Consider the following 20910-nt stretch of genomic DNA (forward strand, 5'->3'; position numbering starts at 1 on the left):
AACTCTATATTAAGCCCCACCCAGGGCGATTTTCATTTTCTTAATTGCCGATTTATTAATCTGACAAACCCGTGCTTCTGTTAAATCCAGCACCAAAGCAATTTCTTTTAAATTCAGCTCAAACTCGTAATACATCTGGATAACACGCTGCTCTTTTTCATCCAAACCAGACAAAGCCCGCGCTAAGCTAAGACGATTAATTACCCCGTTTTCCGGCGATTCTGCTCCGCCTGATTCATGCACGCCCTCAGAGAGCAAATCATCAAAACTCGCCAGTACTTCGGCATTTTCGGCCATTTGATAATCACGGTATTCTTTGGCGGAGATGGCTAAGCCCGCGACTGTGTCAGCTTCGCTTGGCTCCCTGCCTAGTTTTTTCCTTAAGGCGCGGATCTCATCCCGAATACGATGCGCACTTTGCCTGACTGAACGTGGCCGCCAATCCAGACGCCTGAGCTCATCCAAAATAGCGCCGCGCATCCGCAGCATTGCAAAGCCAACAAACTGATCGTCAGGTGTGCCATAACGGCGCAATGAATCGAGCAGGGCCATCAGGCCAATTTGCTCCATATCTTCACGATCCAGCACACAGCCCACCTGCGATGAAAGCTGCCTAAGCACACGATTGAGCAGCGGCATATAGGCGGCCAGCTGAGCGGCTTCTTGCTTGCTATCTAAAGCGCTATGAACGTAAGCGTCGGCAAGATCCACGATTTACTCAACAATCAATTTGCTGACCATCACATCAGAAAAAGGCTTATCTGATGCAACGCCTTTATAGGCAACGGAGAACTCTTTATTTAAGAGCGCGTGATAATCCTCAATGGTCATTTTATTGGCCATATTCAGATTGAGATGAGACAAGACTTTAACGGCGGTGCTCTTTAAAAAAGGCAGATGATTTTTAATCTCGGCTTCTTTTTCCTTGCTGGTTCTAAACACCAAATCCACCGCAATATAATGGGTCGATAAAGAGCTGCCATCATCATTACGCAGCATGACTATGATCTTATCCACCGAGGCAAACTTATATTCAACTGGCTCGGCCTTGGCAACCTTAGGCGCGCTATCTTGCTTAAAGTAATAAGCCGCCCCGCCGCCCACTCCGGCAGCAACTAATAAACCTAAAACAATAAAAATAATATTCTTAGACATGGTGATTTCCAGATCGATTAAATGCGCGCCAGAATGGAGCCAAACTCACTCGCTTCTTCGTCTAATTCCGCCAAAGCCTGGCCGACCTCATCCGTTTCAGCCGCATGTTTTTTGGGAGATCCATCTTTATTCGCCGATGGATCTCTCACCTCAACCGCCACGCTGCTGTATTCCTTTTGGCTTAAATCAGTACGCATCTGCTCAGTAATTGCATGCAGCTGCTTGGTGACATCGCTATTGCTGGCGTGCAATTGCACCGATAAAGCGCCCGCTTCATGTTTAATGCTGATTTCTAATGAGCCGAGCATAGGCGGGGATAATTTAATCACCGCGCGCTCAATACCATGCCCAAGCTGCACATCGAGGCGATCTTTTAGTGCGGTTTCTAAATGACGAGACCAGCTGGCAGGCTGCGTAGGCTCTAGCTTGATGGGAGCCCATTCTGAAGACTTGGCTTCTGGCATGTGGCTTACTGCCATCGTATTTAATTCAAACGGACGAATGGCTACAGGCTGATCCGGCACATCATTAGCGATCACTGCTGCGGCATCATTTTTTAGCACGGGTGCATCTACATCACTATTAGATGTAGTTAAGAGCTGTGCGGGTACAGTAGCGAGCTGCTGAGGCGCTAACGATACCTGCTCCGCTAAAACTAATTCAGCGGCGGGTGCTGATGCTTGTCGCTCAGGCATTTTAGGAATAATGGGCGCGAAAAATGCGGGCATGCTCAAGAGAGAAGCATCCACACTGGCTACGACTGCAGGCTGCTCAGTAGCATCCGTCGTAGCCGCAGCCTTCACTTCCCCCTCAACTGCTGGAAGTGGCGCTGCACAGTCCAACATTTCACCGCTAAAAGACATGACCAGCAAAGGATCAAGCGGTAAGGTATTAATGAGCTGAGGCGTTAAATCCGCAGGGGCCGCCATCGTGCTTGCAAGCAGATTCATAGTGCCTCCGCTGCATAAGCAAGGCTGGCATCTCGCTGCTCGGCAAACTGGGCCAATTTATCTGCCAGCTCCTTGGTCGCTAGGCGGCAGGCTTCCTGCATAGTGGCATAAGCACTATGCACATTTTGCAAGGCTTGCTGCTCTTGCTCACTCCAAGCATGACCCGACAGCAAAGCGGCAAACTGTGCATCCAGAGTGAGAAGTTGTTCCCAATCTTGCTCTGCCAACGCGCCCTGCATTTCGGCCATTTTGGCGCTGATTGCTTTAAGCCTTGGCATCACGCACACCCAGCCAACCACCGCGCAAGGTGCCTAATAATTGCTCAACTTCTACCACGCCTTCAACATCTAACTGGCTGCTAGCGCTATAAAGCCGGTAGACACAAAAATCGTATAAACGTGCCAGATTGGTGACCACTTCACCACCCTGATCAAAATCAAGCGCGCTGGATAAACCATTTAAAATATCAATGCACTTATTAATACTCTCGCCCTTCTGCTCGAAGCGCTTGTGTTCCATATGCGCTTTGGCACGAGCGAGCTCTTCCAAAAGGCCATCAAATAAAACCAAAACCAATTGCACTGGCGAGGCATTGGAAGTCTGTGCTTCCAAATTCACCGAGTGATAACTGCTATACGCTTCGTAATCCATTACAACCTCGTTTTGCTTGCATGTATCTGGGCTAACCCGCGCGAGCACGCCCAGAGCCCACCCTAATTACTAAACAAACGACATACTGTCGAACATGCTAGATGTTTCACTCATTTGCGCCTGCAGCTGCTTAAGCTGGGTAAATTGCTTTAAAGCACGCTGATAAGCTTGATCGTATTGCTTAGAAATTTTATCGGCCTGAGCGCTTAAATCACCCGCTGCTTTAGAAACTGATTCCTTGCGTGTTTTTAATAAACCATTGCTGGCGTTCAACCATTTGCCAAGATAATCGTTATTTTCTTTAATCAGATCAGTACCGGTGCTGGCGTTAAAAATCTTTTCTAGCCCTGCCGGGTTTTCGATCAGCGCTTTATCGAGCTTGGTGCGATCAAGCGATAGATTGCCGTCGCGATCGGTTTTTACGCCAAAGTCCATCAGACGCGCACCATCAAAGCTTTGTCTGACCAAACCATTTAATTTATCCCGCAGCGCGCGAATACCCGAATCAGATGCGAATGCACCACCGGCATCCCGTTTACCGCCATCATTTTTATCATTTTTGGCATTGGCCAACATGGCGGTTAACGATTTCTTCGCCGCATTAAAACCATCAATAAAGGTCTGCAAATTAGCTGCGGTATCATTATTACTGGTGCTCACAGTGAGCTTTAATGCTGGGTCGCCGCTTTTCATTGCACGGCTTAAATTAACCGTTACGCCTTCAATGCCGGTAAACGTATTCGATGCCTGCTTGATCGGCACGCCGGTGTTTTCGTCCCCTAAATACACCAAGGCATCTTGCGCCTTAGATAAAACCTTAGGCGCTTCAAGTGCCAAAGCAGCCTCGACCCCTGCCCCACTCCCACTGACTTGCAAGCTATTGGCTTCGCCTGTCTGGCTGGAAGTCAGCACCAATTGCGACTGGCCATTAGCCGTCAGCACCATGGCGCTTACTTTGCCCGAGCTGTCTTTGGATTGATTAATACTGCGCGCCAATTCGGTAAGCGATAACTTACCGTCGGCGTCTTTATCTGCTGTGGCTAAATCAATGGCAATGGTTGCCGCGCCCACTTTGATATTGAGCTTATCGCCAGCGGCCACACTCATCCCATCGAGGCGGGCAAATGCCTGCTGCTCTGCCGTGGCGACTTGCTTTACAAACAGCGAGTAATGACCATCCTGCGCCTTAGCACTGGCCGTTACCGTAGCAACCCCTTCCTGACTCAAAGCTGCAACATGGGCCACGACCGATTTCTTGCCACTTAAACCACCCAGCGTGGTTTTAAAATCTTGCAGTGTTTTTTGCAGCTGAACCAAGGCATCAGAACGCGCTTTATTATCTTTGGTCCGCGTGTCATTACGGCTTTGCGCCTGCTGTACTGCATAGCTGGCAACTTGGCTGGCCAGTTGCTGGGGATTAATTTCTGCCATGGCGTTTTGTCCGTAAAAGCAAATTAGAGGATTCTAATTAAACAAGGCGACCAAAGCCTTGCCATTAAAAAATGTAAATAATTACACCAACCCTCTTCTACGCAAATAAGCTTGCGTAGCCGTTTCATCAGATAACTTTTGCAAAGCCCGCTCACGCAGCTTTTGCAGTGCTATACGCTCTTGCTCGCCTAATTTATCCATCACTTCACGGCGCGCTACAGCCGCTAATAAATCTTTGCGTGCCACCGCCAGATCGGCATCACCCAAGGCTAAGTCTTGCTTTTGCAAGGTGATTAGATTGAGCAGCGAATGTTTAAACGCGCTGGCATTGATCGCCAAAGCAGGGTGCGGCATAGCGCTTGCGCCTAGGTGCTGGCAAAGCGATTCCATGCGGCTGATATTTTTTTGATAGCGCTGCGTCAGCTGGTGCTTATCACGCACCACGGTTTCTTGCTTATCCACATCACTTTGGCGTAAACGCAGCATCAGTGCTAAACGCTGCACGGCTTGGGGCGTACTCATTGCAATAGCGCCTTTAAATCGGCCAGTGAATCGGCCAGCGGTGCGGCTTCATTCACGGCCTGCTGTAAATAGGCTTCGATACGCGGAAATAAACGCACCGCTCTATCGGTTTCTGCATCGATACCCGGCACATAAGCGCCCAAGGGGATCAGATCTCGCACTTCGCGGTAGCGCGATAACAGCGCCTTAATCTGCCGCGACACGGCGTTATGCTCACCACTGCTGATTTGGCTCATACAACGGCTAACTGATTGCGCAATATCGATGGCGGGGAAATGCCCGCGCTCGGCCAGCTGGCGTGATAAGACAATATGGCCATCTAAAATGGCTCTGGCGGTATCAACCACCGGGTCTTGCTGATCATCCCCTTCGGCCAGCACGGTATAAATCGCCGTCATACTGCCCTGCGGATTTTCGCCATTGCCTGCGCTTTCAGCCAGATTAGGCAATAGCCCGAACACCGATGGCGGATAACCACGGGTTGCGGGTGGCTCGCCCAGAGCCAAAGCCACTTCGCGCTGCGCCATGGCGTAGCGAGTGAGCGAATCCACCAGCAGCAAAACACGATGGCCCTGATCACGATAATGGGCAGCAATGCTGTGGCAAAGCTCGGTGGCGTTCAAACGCATCAGCGGCGATTCATCGGCAGGGGCCACCACCAGCACGGCTTTTGCCAAGCCCTCCGCGCCCAGCGAGTGATCGACAAACTCACGCACTTCACGGCCACGCTCACCGATCAGGCCAACGACTACGATATCGGCCGAGGTATTACGAGTAATCATTCCCAGCAGCACGCTTTTACCCACGCCACTACCGGCAAATAAACCGACGCGCTGGCCCTTGCCTAAAGACAGCAAACCATTAATGGCGCGCACGCCAATATCTAGCGGCTCGACCACCGGCTGTTTACGCAGGGGATTAATTTTGGGAGGTGCGGCAGCCAACGGTTTGTCTCCTCCTAGCGGGCCAAGATCATCCATCGGCTCGCCCAAGCCATTCACAATCCGGCCCAGCCACGATTCACCAATCATCAGCGAGCTGGTCTGCGGTGCGGCCTGCACTCTCGCGCCCGCCAGCAAGCCAACCGGCTTTTTGAAAGGCATTAAAAATGAAACTTCACGGCGAAAGCCAACCATCTGCGCCTGAATCCACTCCCCTGATGAGGTTTCAATCAGGCAACGCTGGCCGGTTTCTAAGGGGCAACCAATACTTTCTAATAAGATACCCGTCACGCCAATCAGGCGTCCGGTCATCGTGGCAACAGGAACGTCATTTAAATCTAAGCGGCGCAGCGCGTCACCAATCACACTCATTCGGCAACCTGCACCAGCTGCTCTTTCAATTGATCCATGCACAGATCCAAACGCTGCATACAACCCGCATCGGCTTCCATTTCTGCACTGCGAATCCGGCACTCGCCCGGCGCCAGATCCGGATCGGCCACCAGCTGCCAGCGTGCGGCGCGCTCTGGGGCCAGCTCAATCACACGCTGGCATTCTTCGGCATTTAAATGCACGGCAACCGAGGTATTCGTTTGCGACGTTGCTGCTAGGGTTTCATCGACCAAGGCCAGCAATTGCACCGGCTGTAAAGTCAGCTCACAGCGAATCACCTGCTTGGCGACCTTGGCCACCAAATCAACCACTTCTTGGCGCAAGGCCAGTTGGTAATCATCGCTCGCTCGCTGCACCTGTTGTAAAAGCTGCTCCATCAGGGCGGCTTTCTCATCAAAGCGTGCTAAGGCAGCCAACCTTGCTTCGGCCTCGCCTTGAGCAAGACCCGCCGCGTGGCCTTCGGCAAAACCTGCCGCATCGCCGCTGATTAAACCCTCGGCATGACCATCGTTATGGCCGCTATCCCAACCCTGTTGATAAGCCTCGGCGGACAAGGGTGCAGCATCTTCGGTATGGCTAGACTGAGCTTGTAAGCGCTGTAAAGAAGGAAAACGATGAGGGCGAACCGATTTCACTCGACCACCGCCTCTGGAAAGAGTTGTAAATCAATTTCGCCCGTGCTGGCTAATTCGCGCACGATGGCCATAATTTCTTTACGAACTTCTTCCACGCGGCTCAGCGGCACGGGGCCGGAGCGGCGCATCATATCTTCGAAGCTTTGAGCCTGACGGCGTGGCATAGTTTGGGTAATCGCCTGACGCACTTCCGGCTCTGCGCCTTTCAATGCAATCGCCCACTGCTCTAGCTGAACGTCTTCCACAATCCGCATCAAGGCTGTTTCGGTCTGACGCGACAAGATAAAGAAGTCGTACATACGGCTTTCGATTTCTGCCACCAGATCTGCATCATGGGCGCGCAATAGCTCGATCATTTGCTGCTTATTGCCCGAGTAGCGATTAATAATGTCGGCGGTTTGCTGCATACCCGCCACTTCGGTACTTTGAGTATGCAAATTATCCAAGCAGCGATTCACCAGCTCTTCCAGCTCAAGCAGCAACTCGCGATCCACTTCTTTTAGGCGGGCAATACCAACCAGCACATGATCTTGCGTCGCCACCGGCAGCGCTTCAATCACTTGGCCTGCCAAGTTAGGTGGCAGAAAAGCTAAAAACACCGCCTGCATGCGCACATGCTCGTGGCTAATTCGGTCCGCCAGCCACTGCGGGGAAACCCATTGCAGCCGCGCCATTTTCGGGCGAATCTCGTCGCCATAAATACTATTGAGCACGCTATTGGCAATATCGCCGCCTAAGGCCAAATCCAAAGAGCGCTGTAAAAACGAGCGCGAAGCACCGTGTACGCCACTTTGCTCGCGGTATTCATCAAAAAATTTCTGAATCGATACCTTTACCGTATCGACCTTAATGCCACTCATGCGCGACATCACCTGCGTGACGGCCAGCAATTCTTCACGCCCTAGGCAGCGCAACACATTGGCAGCAGGCTCTTCGCCCATGCTCAATAAAACAATGGCTGCCTGCTCAACCGGCGTCATTGCGGTTTCGGGCTGATTATTGATTGCGTCCATCTTTTTGCACCCATTGTTTAACGACTTCGGCAACGCGTTCCGGCTCTTTAGCGGCCAGCTCTTTCAAGTGATCGACCAGCACATCAACGGATGAGCCCGCCGGAGGAAGATCATAATTTTCTAGTAAAGGCACCACCGGCATTGCCGAGCTGTGGGCTGTTGTAGATTTGGCATGGCCTTCTGCAGCAAGCGTAGCGGAGCTGGCTGGCGTGATATCAAGCTCGCTTGGCGGTGCGGCTAGGCTCAAGGGAGTAGCAGGCTTGGCGGTCCATTCTTTAAGCAGCTTAAATACCGGTCGCACCAAAAATAAGAACGCCAGCAAAAGACCAAGCACATAAGCCAAGGCACTAATGGCATCGTAAATGGTGCTGCGCTCTTGCCACCAAGGCATCGCCACCGGGCGGGCCGTAAACGGCAGGGCAGAAACCATGAGCTGATCGCCCCGCTCGCTATCGATCCCCAAACCATTACATAAAATCTTTTCAATATTGGCAATTTGCGCTGGCGTCCAACCGGTTTTTACCGAAGGAGCTGCTGCATTACTCAAGACCACCGCCACATTTAAGCGACGCAGTGCGCCACGGGCTTTTTTAGTGCTGGTAATACTCTTGTCGTAAGCATACTGACGAGTCATCGCATTTTTCTTAAAGCGGCTATCGTCAGTTTCAGGATTGGCAGGCGCAGCATTAACAGGGCGATTGCTTAATGAACCAGGAATACCAATCGCGCTTTTCTCACTGGTTTGCTCGTCACGCGTGGCCTCACTGGTGATTTTTGGCTGCTCACCATATTGCTCACGCGTCTCTTCTACCTGATCGTTATCAACATCGGCGGTGACGCTCACCTTGAAATGATCAGCGCCTAACACCGGATCAAGCAGATCACGAATGCTGCGTAATGTTTCTTCGCGGTAGCGGCTGGCGCTATCGTTTTCATTGCCTGAAAAACCAGCAGCACCAGCCTCAAGACGCGCAGATAAAAGACTACCCGCCTCATCCACCAAAGTGACTTTTTGCGGGCTAAGGCTAGACACGCTGCCTGCCACTAAATTAACAATGGCAGCAATTTGTTCCTGATTTAATTTTTGGCCGCGCTTTAAAGCAACAATCACCGAAGCAGAGCTTTTATCAATGCCCGAATCAACAAATGAAGAAGATCTGGCAATTGATAAATGCACCCGCGCATTAGCAATAGGCTCTAATGCCAGAATACTCTGCACTAATTCGCCTTCTAGGCCACGGCGAAATCGTACATCCTGTACAAACTGGCTGACGCCTAAGGGATCGTTTTTATCGAGTAATTCAAGGCCGGCGGGTAATTTGGCGACCACGCCTTTAGCAGCCAATAGCATACGAACACGGCCTAAATCGGCGTTTTCAACCAGAACCTGGCCACTTTGTGGATGCAGACGATATTTAATATGCTCCGCATCTAGCACGGCCATCATATCTGCAGCGGCAATTTTTTCTGTATTACCAAAAATAGGTTTGTAATTAGAATCGTCGTGCCATAAATACAGCATAAGCAATACGCTAATTGCAATGGCCAATACAATAATGGGTAAAACCAGCTTAATAAACGACGCAGGATTGCTACTACGCTCTATATTCTTTAAGCGTAAATTTTCAAATCCCGTTTTTAATTGTGCGAACATATTTTCCTGCTGCCTTTATAAAGGCATTTTCATCAGATCATCAACAGCACCCATGACCTTATTGCGCACTTGCATCATCATTGAGAACGACAAACTCGCCTCTTGGCTCATCAGCATTGCGCCCACTAAATCGTTGCTGGCACCGCTATCGACATCCGCCATTTTGGCTGCCGCCAACTGATCTTTGGCATCCACACCCCGAACAGCATCGACCATGATGGCCATAAATCCGCTGCTATTCTGACCATTACCAGCAGGTGAGTGAAAGCTGTTTTGAGAGATGGCGGCCATCTCACCCAGCATATTTGCCTGCTCTGTTTTTAGCGCCGAAGCGATTGCGTTTACCATCAAAGCACCTTGCTCCGCCTTAGAAAAGGCACGATTATTTTTACAAATCTCTTACAGGGCGCGGATTCTAACAGCAGTACAGAGGCATAGTGAGGTGTGAATTTTTACCATGCAAAACAGATGCATGAACATATCATAAAATTCTAATGTTGCAGTACAATACGCGCGAATTGTCAAATCACCCCCTCTTTAGTTCTTTTCCTGATCGGTATAAAGCAGCGTGTCTATTGCAAAAGCAAAACGTGCTCTGCACGAAAAAAACAGCACTACGCTGGATCACAGCACGCTGGGTAGGCCTCTGCATCTTTTAGCAGGGCTGAACGAGCGGCTAAAAATCGAAGTCGATGCATTTCTCAAAAGCGAATTCAATCGCCCCTATCGAGCTGCGCTGGGCATCAGCCAAATTAGCCAATCCGCAAGCAAAGCCAATCCTGTGCAATGGATAGATTTAGGTGTTGGGCAATTAGCGGTTGAGATGTCGCGCTCATTTTTGCTACGCACTTTGGATTACCGCTATGGCGCAAAAGCCAAACCGACAGAAATAAATGAAGCGCTTTTATCCAGCGAAGAAACCAGCACCGAACAGCGTTTAAAAAGCAGCCTCGCCAATAAAATGGCCCAGCTTTTTTTAGGCTTTTTAAATCAAAATACAGGGGCTCACAGCGGGCAACGCCCTGAAGCGGTATGGCAAATTGAAATTGAAATAATTGATCAAATTGATCAGCTAAAAAGCCAAATCTGCTTAGTGCTGGACCATGCCCTATTTGATTTGCTATTAAAAATGGTTGCCAAGCCGCGAGCGAATAGCAAAAGCCAAACTGCTTTCTTTGATCAGCTCAAAATAAAATGCCATGTGCATTTAGCAGAAAAATCACTGACTTTGGATGATGTACTCAAACTAAAAATTGGCGAGATTCTGCCAATTAGTTTACAAGCCAGAGCCAATGTTTATATCGGAAAAAGCAAATTGTTTACCGCCAGCGTCGCCGAAAATAACGGCGCTTTATGCCTCACATCATTTGAAGATGCAGATTAATCCCATGAATATGAATGACGATTTTGATTTGGAAAATGCTTTGCAAGATATGGAATCAAATACAGAAACCCCAATCCCGGTAACAACTAAGCGTGATCTAAATCCATTTTTAAGAAAAATCCCCGTCACACTAACTTTAGAAGTGGGCGCGAGCGATATTTCCTTAGCCGAGTTATTAGCAATTGAATACGGATCGGTATTAGAGCTCAATAAACTCGCGGGTGAGCCGCTGGATATCAAAGTAAATGGCACCACCATCGGAAAAGCCGAAGTGGTCATTACGGGCGAGAGCTATGGCCTGCGTGTCGTTGAATTAGATCACCTCGATTTACAAACTCTGGCCGCATGAAGTTCTTTTGGCGATTAAGTGCCCTACTACTGGCCTCTGCCCCCGCATGGGCCGAAGATTCACTCAAGATCTTATCTAATAGCGCAACGGTCGGCGATTTAACGGTAAAAACTCAGGTTTTAATCATTATGACTTTGCTGGGATTGATTCCCACGCTGGTTTTGATGATGACCTGCTTTACCCGTTTTGTGATTGTATTGTCGCTACTGCGGCAAGCTCTGGGCTTGCAGCAGGGCATGCCCAACCGGATTACCACCGGCATGGCGCTGATTTTAACGCTGCTGGTGATGCGCCCTGTAGGAGTGGAAGTCTGGCAAACCGCCATGTTGCCCTACGATCAGGACAAAATAACCCTGCTAGCCGCACTGCAAATCGCCGAAAAACCGATGTCTAAATTTATGCTGGCACAGACTAATAAATCGGCACTGGCACAAATATCACGCCTCGCTGGCGAAGGCCCGGTTGCCAAACCCAGCGATCACGCCTTTACCGTAAAGCTAGCCGCCTTTGTACTGAGCGAGCTGAAAACCGCGTTTCAAATCGGCTGTATGCTGTTTATCCCCTTTCTAGTGGTCGATCTGGTGGTCTCTAGCGTCTTAATGGCGATGGGGATGATGATGCTCTCGCCCTTGGTGATTTCATTGCCACTTAAATTACTGCTATTTGTACTGGTAGACGGTTGGTCGCTGACTGTAAACACCCTTGTCACCAGCATACAGGCCTACTAATGATCACCCCCGATACCGCGGTTGATCTGGTCAACCAAAGCCTTTATGTAGTGGTGAAGCTGGTGATTTTGCTGGTGCTGCCAGGGCTGATTGTGGGTGTGCTGGTCAGCCTGTTTCAGGCGGCTACGCAGATTAACGAGCAAACCCTCAGCTTCCTGCCCCGCCTACTCGTCACCCTCGCCGTCATCGCCCTCGCCGGGCATTGGATCGTTGGACAACTCATGACGTTTTGCATCGAGATTTTTAATAATGCAGCGATGTTGGTGGGGTAGTGGATAAGGCGATAGGCATCAAATGACCTGCTACTCAAGGTGCTTCAGTTCGCCTTGATAGAGAGCTAAACCTTGAACCACAGAGAAAAAGGAGGACACAGAGGGCACAGAGAAAGCCATCGATCTATCGCTTCCTCTGTGAAACTCTGTGCTCTCGGTGTTCTCTGTGGTTCGAGATTTTGCACCCTTAGTTTTAAGCTGAAGCATTTTTATAACGTTTGACGGGAACTTCCCCGCGAAAGCGCTGCATATCTCAACATTCGCAGCTAAAGCCGCTCCTACGTTACAGGTCCTTAAGTTGATAGGATCGGCGTTTACCCAAAATACCCCCATACAAGAAAACAATGGACTCCCTGATTAAGGAATTACTCGCAATCCTACCCCTGCTCTGGTGGCCTTTTTGCCGCTATATGGCGGGGTTTAGTTTTGCGCCCTTAATTGGCGAGGCCATGGTGCCGGTTCGTGCGCGGATTAGTTTATCACTGGTGCTTAGCGTAATCACCCTGCCCATCATGCAAAAAACCCAGATCAGTATTGATCCCTTCTCGATGCACTGGATTGTTGCCACTTTCGCTCAGGTGATTATCGGGCTGATTTGTGGCATGGCGTTTCAGCTAGTGATGACCATCCTATCCATCTTAGGATTTTTGATTTCATCGCAAATGGGCCTGAGCATGGCGGTGATGAATGATCCTATGAGCGGCAGCTCGTCGGATGTGATTTCCACCCTGCTGTATTTATTAGGTGCGCTGCTGTTTTTTGCGATGGATGGGCATCTGGTGATTGTGCAGGTTATCTACAGCAGTTTTAAGCTTTGGCCTGTGGCGGATGGGATTAATTTTGTATCTCTCAAGATGCTGGCGCAAAGCTTAAGTTGGGTCTTTGCTGCGGCTTTGCTGCTAGCGATCCCCAGTATTTTTTCTACTTTTATTGTGCAATTGGGCTTGGGCTTATTAAATAGAGTGGCTCCGGCTTTAAATTTATTCTCTCTAGGCTTTCCCTTAATCACCCTGTTTGGCCTGTTTACCCTTGGTCTGATTAGCCGTTTTATTCCCGGGCACTATAGCCAGCTCAGCGAAAAGATTTTGCAAATGATTGAGCAAATGCTGCATGGGGGCGTGCATGGCTGAAGCGTCTAATGGCGATAAAACAGAAAAAGCCAGCCCGCAGAAATTAAAAAACGCCAGAAAAGAAGGGCAAATTATCCGCTCGCGTGAAGTCGCTTCTGCCGTGGGTTTGCTCGCCAGCTTAAAAGTATTTGCCATTCTGGCTCCCAGCTATTTAGTCGATTTTAATGCGCTGTTTAATCTGGCTTTTAGCTCTTTGGATCAGCCCGGCAGTATGGACGAGGTATGGTCTAATTTATTCAGCGGCAGCTTTCTTTTGCTACTCAAAATGCTGCTGCCTTTGGCCATTATTCCGCTGATGATTATCATCGCCTCGCTCTATCCGGGCGGCTGGATATTCTCTGGCAAGCAGCTGATGCCTAAATTTGAGCGCATGAATCCGCTTTCTCATTTTGGGCGGATATTCTCTGCCCAGCATGCCAGCGAGCAAATCAAAGCCATTATTAAGGTGCTGATTTTAGGCATCGTCTTGTTTTATGTTAGCCGGGATAGCCTGCCTAAATTCTTTAGCCTGCAAGAGCTCACCCTCACCGAAGCACTCACAGGCGCGGCGCAATTATTATTTGATGCGCTATTTAGTTTTTGCTTTGTGTTTATCTTATTTGCCGCAATTGATTTGCCGCTGCAGATATTTTTGTTTATGCGTAAACAAAAAATGAGCAAGCAAGAACAAAAAGATGAATATAAAACCAGCGAAGGCCGGCCAGAGATTAAACAACGTATCCGGCAGATTCAGCAGCAATTAGCCCAGCGCAGTATTCGCAAAGCCATTCCCAATGCCGATGTGATTATCGTCAACCCGCGCCATTATGCGGTGGCTTTAAAGTACGACGAAAATCGTGCCCAAGCGCCTTTTATTGTGGCCAAGGGCATGGATGAAATGGCGATGTATATTCGCCAACTGGCCGAAATCCACAAAATAGATATTGTGCCGATTCCGCCCTTAGCCCGCGCTATTTATAAAACCACCCAAGTGAATCAGCAAATTCCTGCGCCTTTATTTAAAGCCGTGGCACAGGTGCTGACCTATGTATTGCAGCTCAAAGCTTTTCGCAGCGGCGGCCGCCGTATTGCGCCCCAATTACCCAATGATTTGGGCATTTCGCCAGAACTAGCAGAGATTAAAGAATCAGCATGAAATCAATCGCCCCTTATTTAAGCGCCCTAAAGCAATTCAAACTGGCAGCACCGCTATTCTTGCTGGCCATGCTGGCGATTAATGCTCCCCAATTACCTAGCGAATTGGGCATTTCACCAGAACTAACAGGGATTAAAGAACCAGCATGAAATCAATCACCCCTTATTTAAGCGCCCTAAAGCAATTCAAACTGGCAGCGCCGCTATTTTTGCTCGCCATGCTGGCGATGATTATTCTGCCTATTCCGCCGCTGGTATTGGATCTCTTATTCACCTTTAATATTGTGCTGGCGATTATTGTGATGCTGGTGGCAGTTTCGGTGAAAAGACCGCTGGATTTCTCTGCCTTCCCAAGTATTATTCTGGCCACCACCCTGCTGCGGCTTACGCTCAATGTGGCCTCTACCCGTGTGGTCTTACTGCATGGCCACCAAGGCACGGAAGCCGCGGGTAGGGTGATCGAGGCCTTTGGTAAGGTGGTGATCGGCGGTAATTTTGTGGTGGGGATGGTGGTGTTTGTCATCCTGATGATCATTAACTTTATTGTGGTCACCAAAGGGGCCGAGCGCATTGCCGAAGTATCGGCGCGCTTTACGCTGGATGCCATGCCCGGCAAGCAAATGGCAATCGATGCCGATCTAAACGCAGGTTTGCTTAATCAGGAACAAGCCCAGCAACGCCGCCGTGATATTGCCGCAGAAGCCGATTTTTATGGCTCGATGGATGGTGCATCCAAGTTTGTACGCGGGGATGCCATTGCCGGTATTTTGATTCTGCTGATCAATCTAATTGGTGGGGTCGCCATCGGCGCAGCGATGCACGATTTAAGCATGGGTGAAGCGTTCCGCCTCTATGCTTTGATGACCATTGGTGATGGTTTGGTTGCACAAATCCCAGCCCTGCTGCTGTCTGCCGCTGCCGCAATTGTAGTCACTCGCGTCAGCGACTCTGGCGATATGCAGGAGCAAATTGGAGAGCAGCTGCTGGCCTCGCCAACGGTGCTGATGAGCGCTGCGGGCATTATGTTTGTGCTGGCGATTATTCCCGGCATGCCGGTCGTACCCTTCCTTGCCTTTGCTGCATTGCTGGCCTACTCCGGCTGGAAAATGCATCTGAATGCAGAAAAAAACCCTAAGCCTGCCCAAGACTTAAAAGCCATCGAATCGGCGCTTCTCAGCAGCGATGAGGCCGAGCTGGATTGGCAAGCCCTGCCCTATGTGGATGTGCTAGCGATCTCGCTAGGCTATAAATTGGTCGGTCTGATGGATAAGGAACAGGGCGCGCCGCTAAGTAAACGCATCCGTGGCGTGCGCCAAACGTTGAGTGAAAATATGGGTATTTTGCTGCCGCATATCGCCATGCGGGACGATCTACGCATTAAGCCATCGCAATACACCATCCGCCTCAATGGCAGCGTGGTGGCGCAGGCAGAAGTATTTAGTGATCACTTGATGGCGATTCCATCGCCTGAAGTTTATGGCAATCTGGACGGTATTCCCGGCGTAGACCCTGCCTACGGCATGCCAGTCACCTGGATTGCCAGCAGGGACAAAGCCAATGCGCTGGGGCTGGGCTATCAGGTGATCGACTGCCCAAGCGTGATTGCCACTCATTTGAATAAAGTGATCCGTAGCCATCTGGCCGAGCTGTTTCGCCACGACGATGTCAGCGCTTTATCCGAAAGGCTCACCGTGCTGGCACCTAAGCTAGCCAGCGCATTGAATACCGCACTGAATGCCAACCAACTACTGCGCGTTTACCGCTATCTGCTGGAAGAAAATGTCTCGCTCAAAGACATCGTGCCGATCGCCACAACCTTGGTCGACGCCGCCGACAACGCCAAAGACCCCATCATGCTAGCCTCCGAAGTGCGCTGCACCTTAAAACGGCAAATCGCCCAAGCCATTCTGGGCAATAAGAGCGAAATCAAAGCCTTTAACCTCAGCGCCGAGCTAGAAAACATGCTGTTGGGCTCCCTCAGCCAAGCCCAGCAAAATGGCAAAGTAGCGCTGGATAGCTTCCCGATTGATCCAAATGTACTCAGCCAACTACAAAGCAATATGCCGCTCGTGCGTGAGCAGCTCAAACAACAAAGCGCCCCGCCGATTTTGCTAGTGATGCCACAAATCCGCCCCATCCTCGCCCGCTACGGCCGCTTGTTTTCACCTGGGCTGCATGTGCTTTCTTATAACGAGATACCAGAAAATTACGATGTGAGTTTGGTTGGGACGATGGGGTGATAGCGTTTATAAACCCAGATCTTGAAACACGGCGAGGGGATGCAATCCCGCTGAGCAAAGTCAATAAGACCTTTTTAGTGCCTTCAGCACATTGATTTTGTAGCAGTAGCCGCTGCGGAAATTCGATGTACTTGTTCCCCCTTTGAAAAAGGGGGCTAGGGGGGATTTGTCATTGCCATTGTATATTTTCACCCAAAGACGCCAAGCCACACAAAGGCAAATCCCCCTCAATCCCCCTTTTACAAAGGGGGAGGCTGAAGCGCTGAAGTGACGGCTAAAGTTGTATAGAGATTGTGCTTTGAAAACATTCCAAACCAAGCCAAATATTTTGCCTTTCTCAGTGAAACTCTGCGTTCTCTGTGTTTCAAGAGTGGGTTTTCTGCTCAATAATCCATCGCCTCCAACAAAACCAGCACTTCAGCTGCAAATTTAAACAGAGGGAGTGGAAGCTGGGCAGCGCGGAGGGTGGCCGCTTTGCTGGTGGGCATGCTGCGCGGGCGCGGTTGCCCGGCGATGCTAAAGCGGGTTAGCCGTAGACCAAGCCGGATCGCAGCAGCTTTAAAGTGATACTCCAAAGCGCTTAGCTCGTCGTACCAAAGCTCATCCACCCACAGGCTAAGCGCTAAAGTCTTGGCTTCTTGGCTAAGCACCAGCTTCATTCTCCCCCATTTAGGCAAGACAATTTCTAGCAATAGCTCCAGTGGCGCAGGCTTTGCAGGGCTGTTCTTCGGGGAGTCTTCTTCTACAAACCACAGCCGTAAGATGGGACCACCCCATAGCCAGAGCGGGATATTCGCTGATTCGGCAGGAGCTTGCTGGCTCATCAATTGCGCGCTGAATAAACTACCCGATACGTATTGCCCGCCATCTTGCGCCACACGCATCGCCAGATAGGAAATCGTGCCTAATAATTGCACCCGCCAGGCATTGGCCAGCTCAAAAACCTGCGGTTTATGTTTGGAAAACCTAGGGTTATCCCGTAAAACCAGCGCATCGAGCAAACCATCATTCATGCGCTCCGCCGGCTGAGGCATTGATTCCAGCACAAGTAATAGGCGGGGCTGGTTTGCCAATACACGCAATAAGAGTGGCCGTGTTAAAGGCCAATCTGTCGCTAAATTAGGTAGGCAAACATCAAGCTCCAAGCCCTCTGCACTGCGTAAACGCAGCTCGCCCGAAGGCTGGCGATGGATAATTTCCAGAGTCAGTAATTCATTTTTTTTAAAGGATTCTTGCATACGCAGCAACGGCGTGACACCAAACTCGCTCACTCTTACCTGCATTTTTTAAGTCCTAAGGATGTGGCCAATGTTAACTTCCCTAAACACAGATCGCTGGCGTAGCTTGGATTAGCAGGTTTATTAGCGGCTTTCTTGCTAATAAACCTGCTAATCCAACATACTCTGGCGAAAAAAAACCAGCCGCAAGAGCAGCTGGTTGGTTCATCCGGAATAAGCCGGATTATTGCATCAGAGACATCACCATTTGGCTCATCGAACCGCTTTGCTTCAGCATCGAAGTACCGGCTTGCATCAGCATCTGGTTAGAAGTCATTTTCGCTTGTTCGGTAGCGTAGTCTGTATCCATGATACGACCCTTAGCCATCTTGGTATTGCTGTCCATATTGCCCAAGTTGTTATAAACATGTTCAAGACGGTTGGCGTTTGCACCGAGGTCGGAACGAACGGTACCTACGGCTTTCAGGGCGGTATCTAATAATGTGATTTGCGCATTAGCGGTAGTCATTTCTGCACCCGCTGAACCATCGGTATAGCCCTTAGATGCCGCTTTCAATGCATCATCCAATGCCTTCATCGTGGTTTTCATATCTACAGACATTTTTTCTGCAGCGCTGGAACCAATCTGGAAATCGATTGCAGCTGCACCTAATTTGCCTGTAACGCCCAATAATTTATCGCCACCAAATGAAGTATTGGTCACGATATTGCTCATTTCTTTACCCAACGCATCAAACTCAGACTGCATCGCTGCTTTATCATCAGTTGAAGCGGTGGCATTGGCGCCTTCAGTAGCAAGGTCTTTCATACGCAATAAGATGCTGCTTACTTCGCCCAAAGCGCCTTCAGCTGTTTGCAACATGCTGATCCCGTTTTGAGTGTTCTTCATCGCAGCCTGCATACCGCGGCTTTGTGCGTCCATACGTGTGGCAATTTGCAAGCCAGCAGCGTCGTCCATTGCAGAATTAATGCGCAGACCTGTACCCAGACGAGTCATGGATGTGGTCAGGGCAGATTGGCTGGTGCCCAGATTACGTTGGGTAGAAAGGGCAGCGGCGTTTGTGTGCAGGCTCAACATGGGGAAGAACTCCAAATGACAAAGTAACGGCACCCGCCATTGGGCGCCTCTACCTTTCTAAGGCGACACCCAGCTGAAATTTCTTAAGTAGAATATTAGTAAATATTTACATACGGAAGATAAAGGGGGAGAAATTATTGTGCAGGGCTAGCAGAGCGGTATTTTTTCTCGATCTGACGATAAACGCCATTATGACGAATGGTGGCAAGCCCTTGATTAAAGCGGTCGCGTAAATCACGGTTACGAAACAGGACTTTATAATGGGTGGCTGGAAAGATAGCGCTAAATTGCAGCGTTTGCTGCGCATCAACACGACTAGGTAAGAGCCGATTTAGATACTCAAAAATAAGTCGATCACCAATAACCACATCAACTCTGCCTGTATACAGCAATTTATTTTGCGTCAGCTGATTGGGTATTTCCTGATAGCTGGCCTGCATAATCGCTGCAGCATATTCGGAACCAAGTGCTAGCTTGGCATTTTGAAAGGCGGCGATGCTGTGCCCGGCTAAATCAGACATTTTCTTGATCGTAATCGCCCTGCTCGCCAAAGTAATGGCATAGTTTTGGTAAAAGATATGAGAATCAGACCAATAACCCACTAAATGAGAGCCTTCATTTACCGTGGTAATGGCGTCAAGCTGGCTGTTTTTAAACATATGCAGCATGCGCGCTGGCGGCAAAAATACGACTTTCATTTGTAACTTTTCAGCCGACAACGCCGCCTGCACAATATCAAGCTCTAAGCCACTTTGAGTTTCAGGAATAACATAGGGTGGCTTAGAATAACCTGTGCCAACCTGAATCGTCGCTTCTGCAGAGCAAAATAGTGGCAAAAGCAGGCAGCAAATAGCAAGTAGCCTAGGCATAATCAACCTCTCCTCTACCATTAAAGTAGCCAAGAGACTAAATTACAAGGCTGTAAACTAGGTAATTAGGCTTAAAGCACACGCCGACGAAGGCGACGCTCTATCTCAGCGCTAGCAAAGACAGCACCCGATAACGGGTCATCCCCATCAGGGCGGGGGCAATATCACTGAAGAAGCGGTAATCGCTACTTTGATTAAAGCGCCCATTAAAATCACCCACAAAGCTTTGCGCCCATTGCGATTCGTCCATCGTGGAGAGCTGCTCAATTGCCAGCTTCGCCTCTCCCATGGCGCTGCTGATTGCTGCACGGGTTTGCTCTAGCTGCTCGAGCGCCATCACTACTTTTTGCAAACTCTGCCGCACGCTGGCGTGATCATCGACGCCCCAGCTAGCTGGCGAGATGGCGACGGCTTCGCTTTCTATTTTTAAGCGATTAGCCTGCCCGGCAGGAAAACGAATTCCTCCACCCCGAATCGCCAGCTTACTCTGCAATGAAACTAAGGCCTCTTCGGCCACCGAAAAAGTGAGTGCGCCACCTTGATCGGCTTCGGTACGAATGCCCGATGGCGCGAGTGCGCGATTAAACTGGCGCAGCAGATTTTCACTGCTTATTCCCCCCCCCACAGCCACCGAAGCGGGGCCAGTGCCACGTGCTCCGGTATAAAAAGTCAGCGTTTCAGCTTGGCCGCTACTTAAGGATTCCAGCTCTAAGCCGCGAATGCGGAAGACTTCTTTAGCATCCTGCGACAGGTGAAACTTTAAACGACCATCCACACTACCGCCGGTACGCTGACTGCGCGCCGTCCATAGCGCAGAAAAATCAGCCACTTTGGCACTCAGATCATCCCGATCGACTCGGCGTTGCCCCAGCTCCTGGCTTAATTTCAGCTTTAAGTCGATCAATTGGCCGCTAAGTTGATCCACATAATCCAGCGCCCGCTGCCCAGCAGTCAGCTGCTCATTTAGCTGAGTGCTGTAGCGCCATACACCAAGCCGCTCGCCTTTTTGCTCACGCACAGCGGCCAGCTCGCCCGATGCGGCTGGCGCAGCGGCAGTCACTGGCCTGCTATTAATCCCTAGGCTGCTGCCTAATTTATGACTGCTATCCAATCTGGGCAACGGTGCTGCCATACCCAATATCC

At 50.0% G+C, this 20910-nt stretch carries 24 protein-coding genes; 8 read left to right on the forward strand and 16 right to left on the reverse strand.

All coding sequences use genetic code 11. The features are described 5' to 3' along the window. Positions 1–9: 9 nt before the first annotated feature. The 12 genes from fliA to VN23_RS16510 form a co-directional block, all read right to left on the reverse strand. Positions 10–711 carry an RNA polymerase sigma factor FliA gene (gene fliA, locus VN23_RS16455; RefSeq protein WP_046353552.1) on the reverse strand — a complete coding sequence of 234 codons (702 nt, stop codon included), beginning with the start codon at positions 709–711 and terminating at the stop codon, positions 10–12. 3 nt (positions 712–714) lie between these two features. After that, the gene (locus VN23_RS16460) at positions 715–1155 is read right to left on the reverse strand and encodes a hypothetical protein (protein ID WP_046353553.1); all 441 of its coding nucleotides are present in this window, start codon (positions 1153–1155) and stop codon (positions 715–717) included. A gap of 17 nt (positions 1156–1172) precedes the next feature. Further along, complete coding sequence (locus VN23_RS16465; protein WP_052746787.1) at positions 1173–2105, reverse strand: flagellar hook-length control protein FliK; 933 nt, start codon at positions 2103–2105, stop codon at positions 1173–1175. After that, positions 2102–2383 (reverse strand): hypothetical protein, encoded by a 282-nt coding sequence (locus VN23_RS16470; protein WP_046353554.1) that lies wholly within the window; start codon positions 2381–2383, stop codon positions 2102–2104. The genes VN23_RS16465 and VN23_RS16470 overlap by 4 nt, the downstream gene beginning before the upstream one ends. Next, complete coding sequence (gene fliS, locus VN23_RS16475) at positions 2370–2756, reverse strand: flagellar export chaperone FliS (RefSeq protein WP_046353555.1); 387 nt, start codon at positions 2754–2756, stop codon at positions 2370–2372. Before fliS ends, VN23_RS16470 begins: the two co-directional genes overlap by 14 nt. A gap of 69 nt (positions 2757–2825) precedes the next feature. Then, the gene (gene fliD, locus VN23_RS16480) at positions 2826–4187 is read right to left on the reverse strand and encodes a flagellar filament capping protein FliD (RefSeq protein WP_046353556.1); all 1362 of its coding nucleotides are present in this window, start codon (positions 4185–4187) and stop codon (positions 2826–2828) included. Between the two features lie 81 nt (positions 4188–4268). Next, complete coding sequence (locus tag VN23_RS16485) at positions 4269–4709, reverse strand: flagellar export protein FliJ (protein WP_046353557.1); 441 nt, start codon at positions 4707–4709, stop codon at positions 4269–4271. Continuing rightward, a complete protein-coding gene (gene fliI / locus VN23_RS16490; RefSeq protein WP_046353832.1) occupies positions 4706–6016 on the reverse strand; it encodes a flagellar protein export ATPase FliI in 1311 nt (436 codons plus the stop codon). The genes VN23_RS16485 and fliI overlap by 4 nt, the downstream gene beginning before the upstream one ends. A gap of 2 nt (positions 6017–6018) precedes the next feature. Continuing rightward, on the reverse strand, positions 6019–6678 hold the full coding sequence (fliH, locus tag VN23_RS16495) for a flagellar assembly protein FliH (protein ID WP_046353558.1): 660 nt from the start codon (positions 6676–6678) through the stop codon (positions 6019–6021). After that, entirely contained in the window at positions 6675–7691 is a 1017-nt protein-coding gene (locus VN23_RS16500; RefSeq protein ID WP_046353559.1) for a flagellar motor switch protein FliG, read from the reverse strand. Before VN23_RS16500 ends, fliH begins: the two co-directional genes overlap by 4 nt. Then, positions 7675–9345, reverse strand: coding sequence for a flagellar basal-body MS-ring/collar protein FliF (fliF, locus tag VN23_RS16505; protein WP_046353560.1), 1671 nt, complete (start codon positions 9343–9345; stop codon positions 7675–7677). The genes VN23_RS16500 and fliF overlap by 17 nt, the downstream gene beginning before the upstream one ends. A 15-nt stretch (positions 9346–9360) precedes the next feature. Beyond that, complete coding sequence (locus tag VN23_RS16510) at positions 9361–9693, reverse strand: flagellar hook-basal body complex protein FliE (RefSeq protein WP_046353561.1); 333 nt, start codon at positions 9691–9693, stop codon at positions 9361–9363. 220 nt (positions 9694–9913) lie between these two features. On the opposite strand from VN23_RS16510, the gene VN23_RS16515 reads away from it, so the two are divergent. The 8 genes from VN23_RS16515 to flhA all read left to right on the forward strand — a co-directional run bounded on the left by VN23_RS16515 (position 9914) and on the right by flhA (position 16582). Next, positions 9914–10729 carry a FliM/FliN family flagellar motor switch protein gene (locus VN23_RS16515; protein WP_046353562.1) on the forward strand — a complete coding sequence of 272 codons (816 nt, stop codon included), beginning with the start codon at positions 9914–9916 and terminating at the stop codon, positions 10727–10729. 4 nt (positions 10730–10733) lie between these two features. Beyond that, positions 10734–11078: a flagellar motor switch protein FliN gene (gene fliN, locus VN23_RS16520; protein WP_046353833.1), complete on the forward strand. Its 345-nt coding sequence runs from the start codon at positions 10734–10736 to the stop codon at positions 11076–11078. Continuing rightward, on the forward strand, positions 11075–11806 hold the full coding sequence (fliP, locus tag VN23_RS16525) for a flagellar type III secretion system pore protein FliP (RefSeq protein WP_046353563.1): 732 nt from the start codon (positions 11075–11077) through the stop codon (positions 11804–11806). The genes fliN and fliP overlap by 4 nt, the downstream gene beginning before the upstream one ends. Further along, positions 11806–12078 carry a flagellar biosynthetic protein FliQ gene (locus VN23_RS16530; RefSeq protein WP_046353564.1) on the forward strand — a complete coding sequence of 91 codons (273 nt, stop codon included), beginning with the start codon at positions 11806–11808 and terminating at the stop codon, positions 12076–12078. The genes fliP and VN23_RS16530 overlap by 1 nt, the downstream gene beginning before the upstream one ends. A 344-nt stretch (positions 12079–12422) precedes the next feature. Continuing rightward, positions 12423–13208, forward strand: coding sequence for a flagellar biosynthetic protein FliR (fliR, locus tag VN23_RS16540; protein WP_046353566.1), 786 nt, complete (start codon positions 12423–12425; stop codon positions 13206–13208). Further along, positions 13201–14343, forward strand: a complete 1143-nt coding sequence (flhB, locus tag VN23_RS16545; RefSeq protein ID WP_046353567.1) for a flagellar biosynthesis protein FlhB — start codon at positions 13201–13203, stop codon at positions 14341–14343. The genes fliR and flhB overlap by 8 nt, the downstream gene beginning before the upstream one ends. Next, positions 14340–14492, forward strand: coding sequence for a hypothetical protein (locus tag VN23_RS21880; RefSeq protein WP_156455215.1), 153 nt, complete (start codon positions 14340–14342; stop codon positions 14490–14492). Before flhB ends, VN23_RS21880 begins: the two co-directional genes overlap by 4 nt. After that, positions 14489–16582 (forward strand): flagellar biosynthesis protein FlhA, encoded by a 2094-nt coding sequence (flhA, locus tag VN23_RS16550; RefSeq protein ID WP_046353568.1) that lies wholly within the window; start codon positions 14489–14491, stop codon positions 16580–16582. Before VN23_RS21880 ends, flhA begins: the two co-directional genes overlap by 4 nt. 383 nt (positions 16583–16965) lie before the next feature. On the opposite strand, the gene VN23_RS16555 is transcribed toward flhA, so the two are convergent. The 4 genes from VN23_RS16555 to VN23_RS16570 all read right to left on the reverse strand — a co-directional run bounded on the left by VN23_RS16555 (position 16966) and on the right by VN23_RS16570 (position 20899). Then, positions 16966–17865, reverse strand: a complete 900-nt coding sequence (locus VN23_RS16555; protein WP_046353569.1) for a hypothetical protein — start codon at positions 17863–17865, stop codon at positions 16966–16968. A 178-nt stretch (positions 17866–18043) separates the two neighbouring features. Next, positions 18044–18898 (reverse strand): flagellin N-terminal helical domain-containing protein, encoded by an 855-nt coding sequence (locus tag VN23_RS16560; protein ID WP_046353570.1) that lies wholly within the window; start codon positions 18896–18898, stop codon positions 18044–18046. A 134-nt stretch (positions 18899–19032) separates the two neighbouring features. Continuing rightward, on the reverse strand, positions 19033–19767 hold the full coding sequence (locus tag VN23_RS16565) for a substrate-binding periplasmic protein (RefSeq protein WP_046353571.1): 735 nt from the start codon (positions 19765–19767) through the stop codon (positions 19033–19035). Between the two features lie 100 nt (positions 19768–19867). After that, positions 19868–20899: a hypothetical protein gene (locus VN23_RS16570; RefSeq protein ID WP_052746788.1), complete on the reverse strand. Its 1032-nt coding sequence runs from the start codon at positions 20897–20899 to the stop codon at positions 19868–19870. Positions 20900–20910: the final 11 nt, after the last annotated feature.

The sequence above is a fragment of the Janthinobacterium sp. B9-8 genome (genome assembly GCF_000969645.2).
In the GTDB taxonomy this organism is placed as follows: Bacteria; Pseudomonadota; Gammaproteobacteria; order Burkholderiales; family Chitinibacteraceae; genus Iodobacter.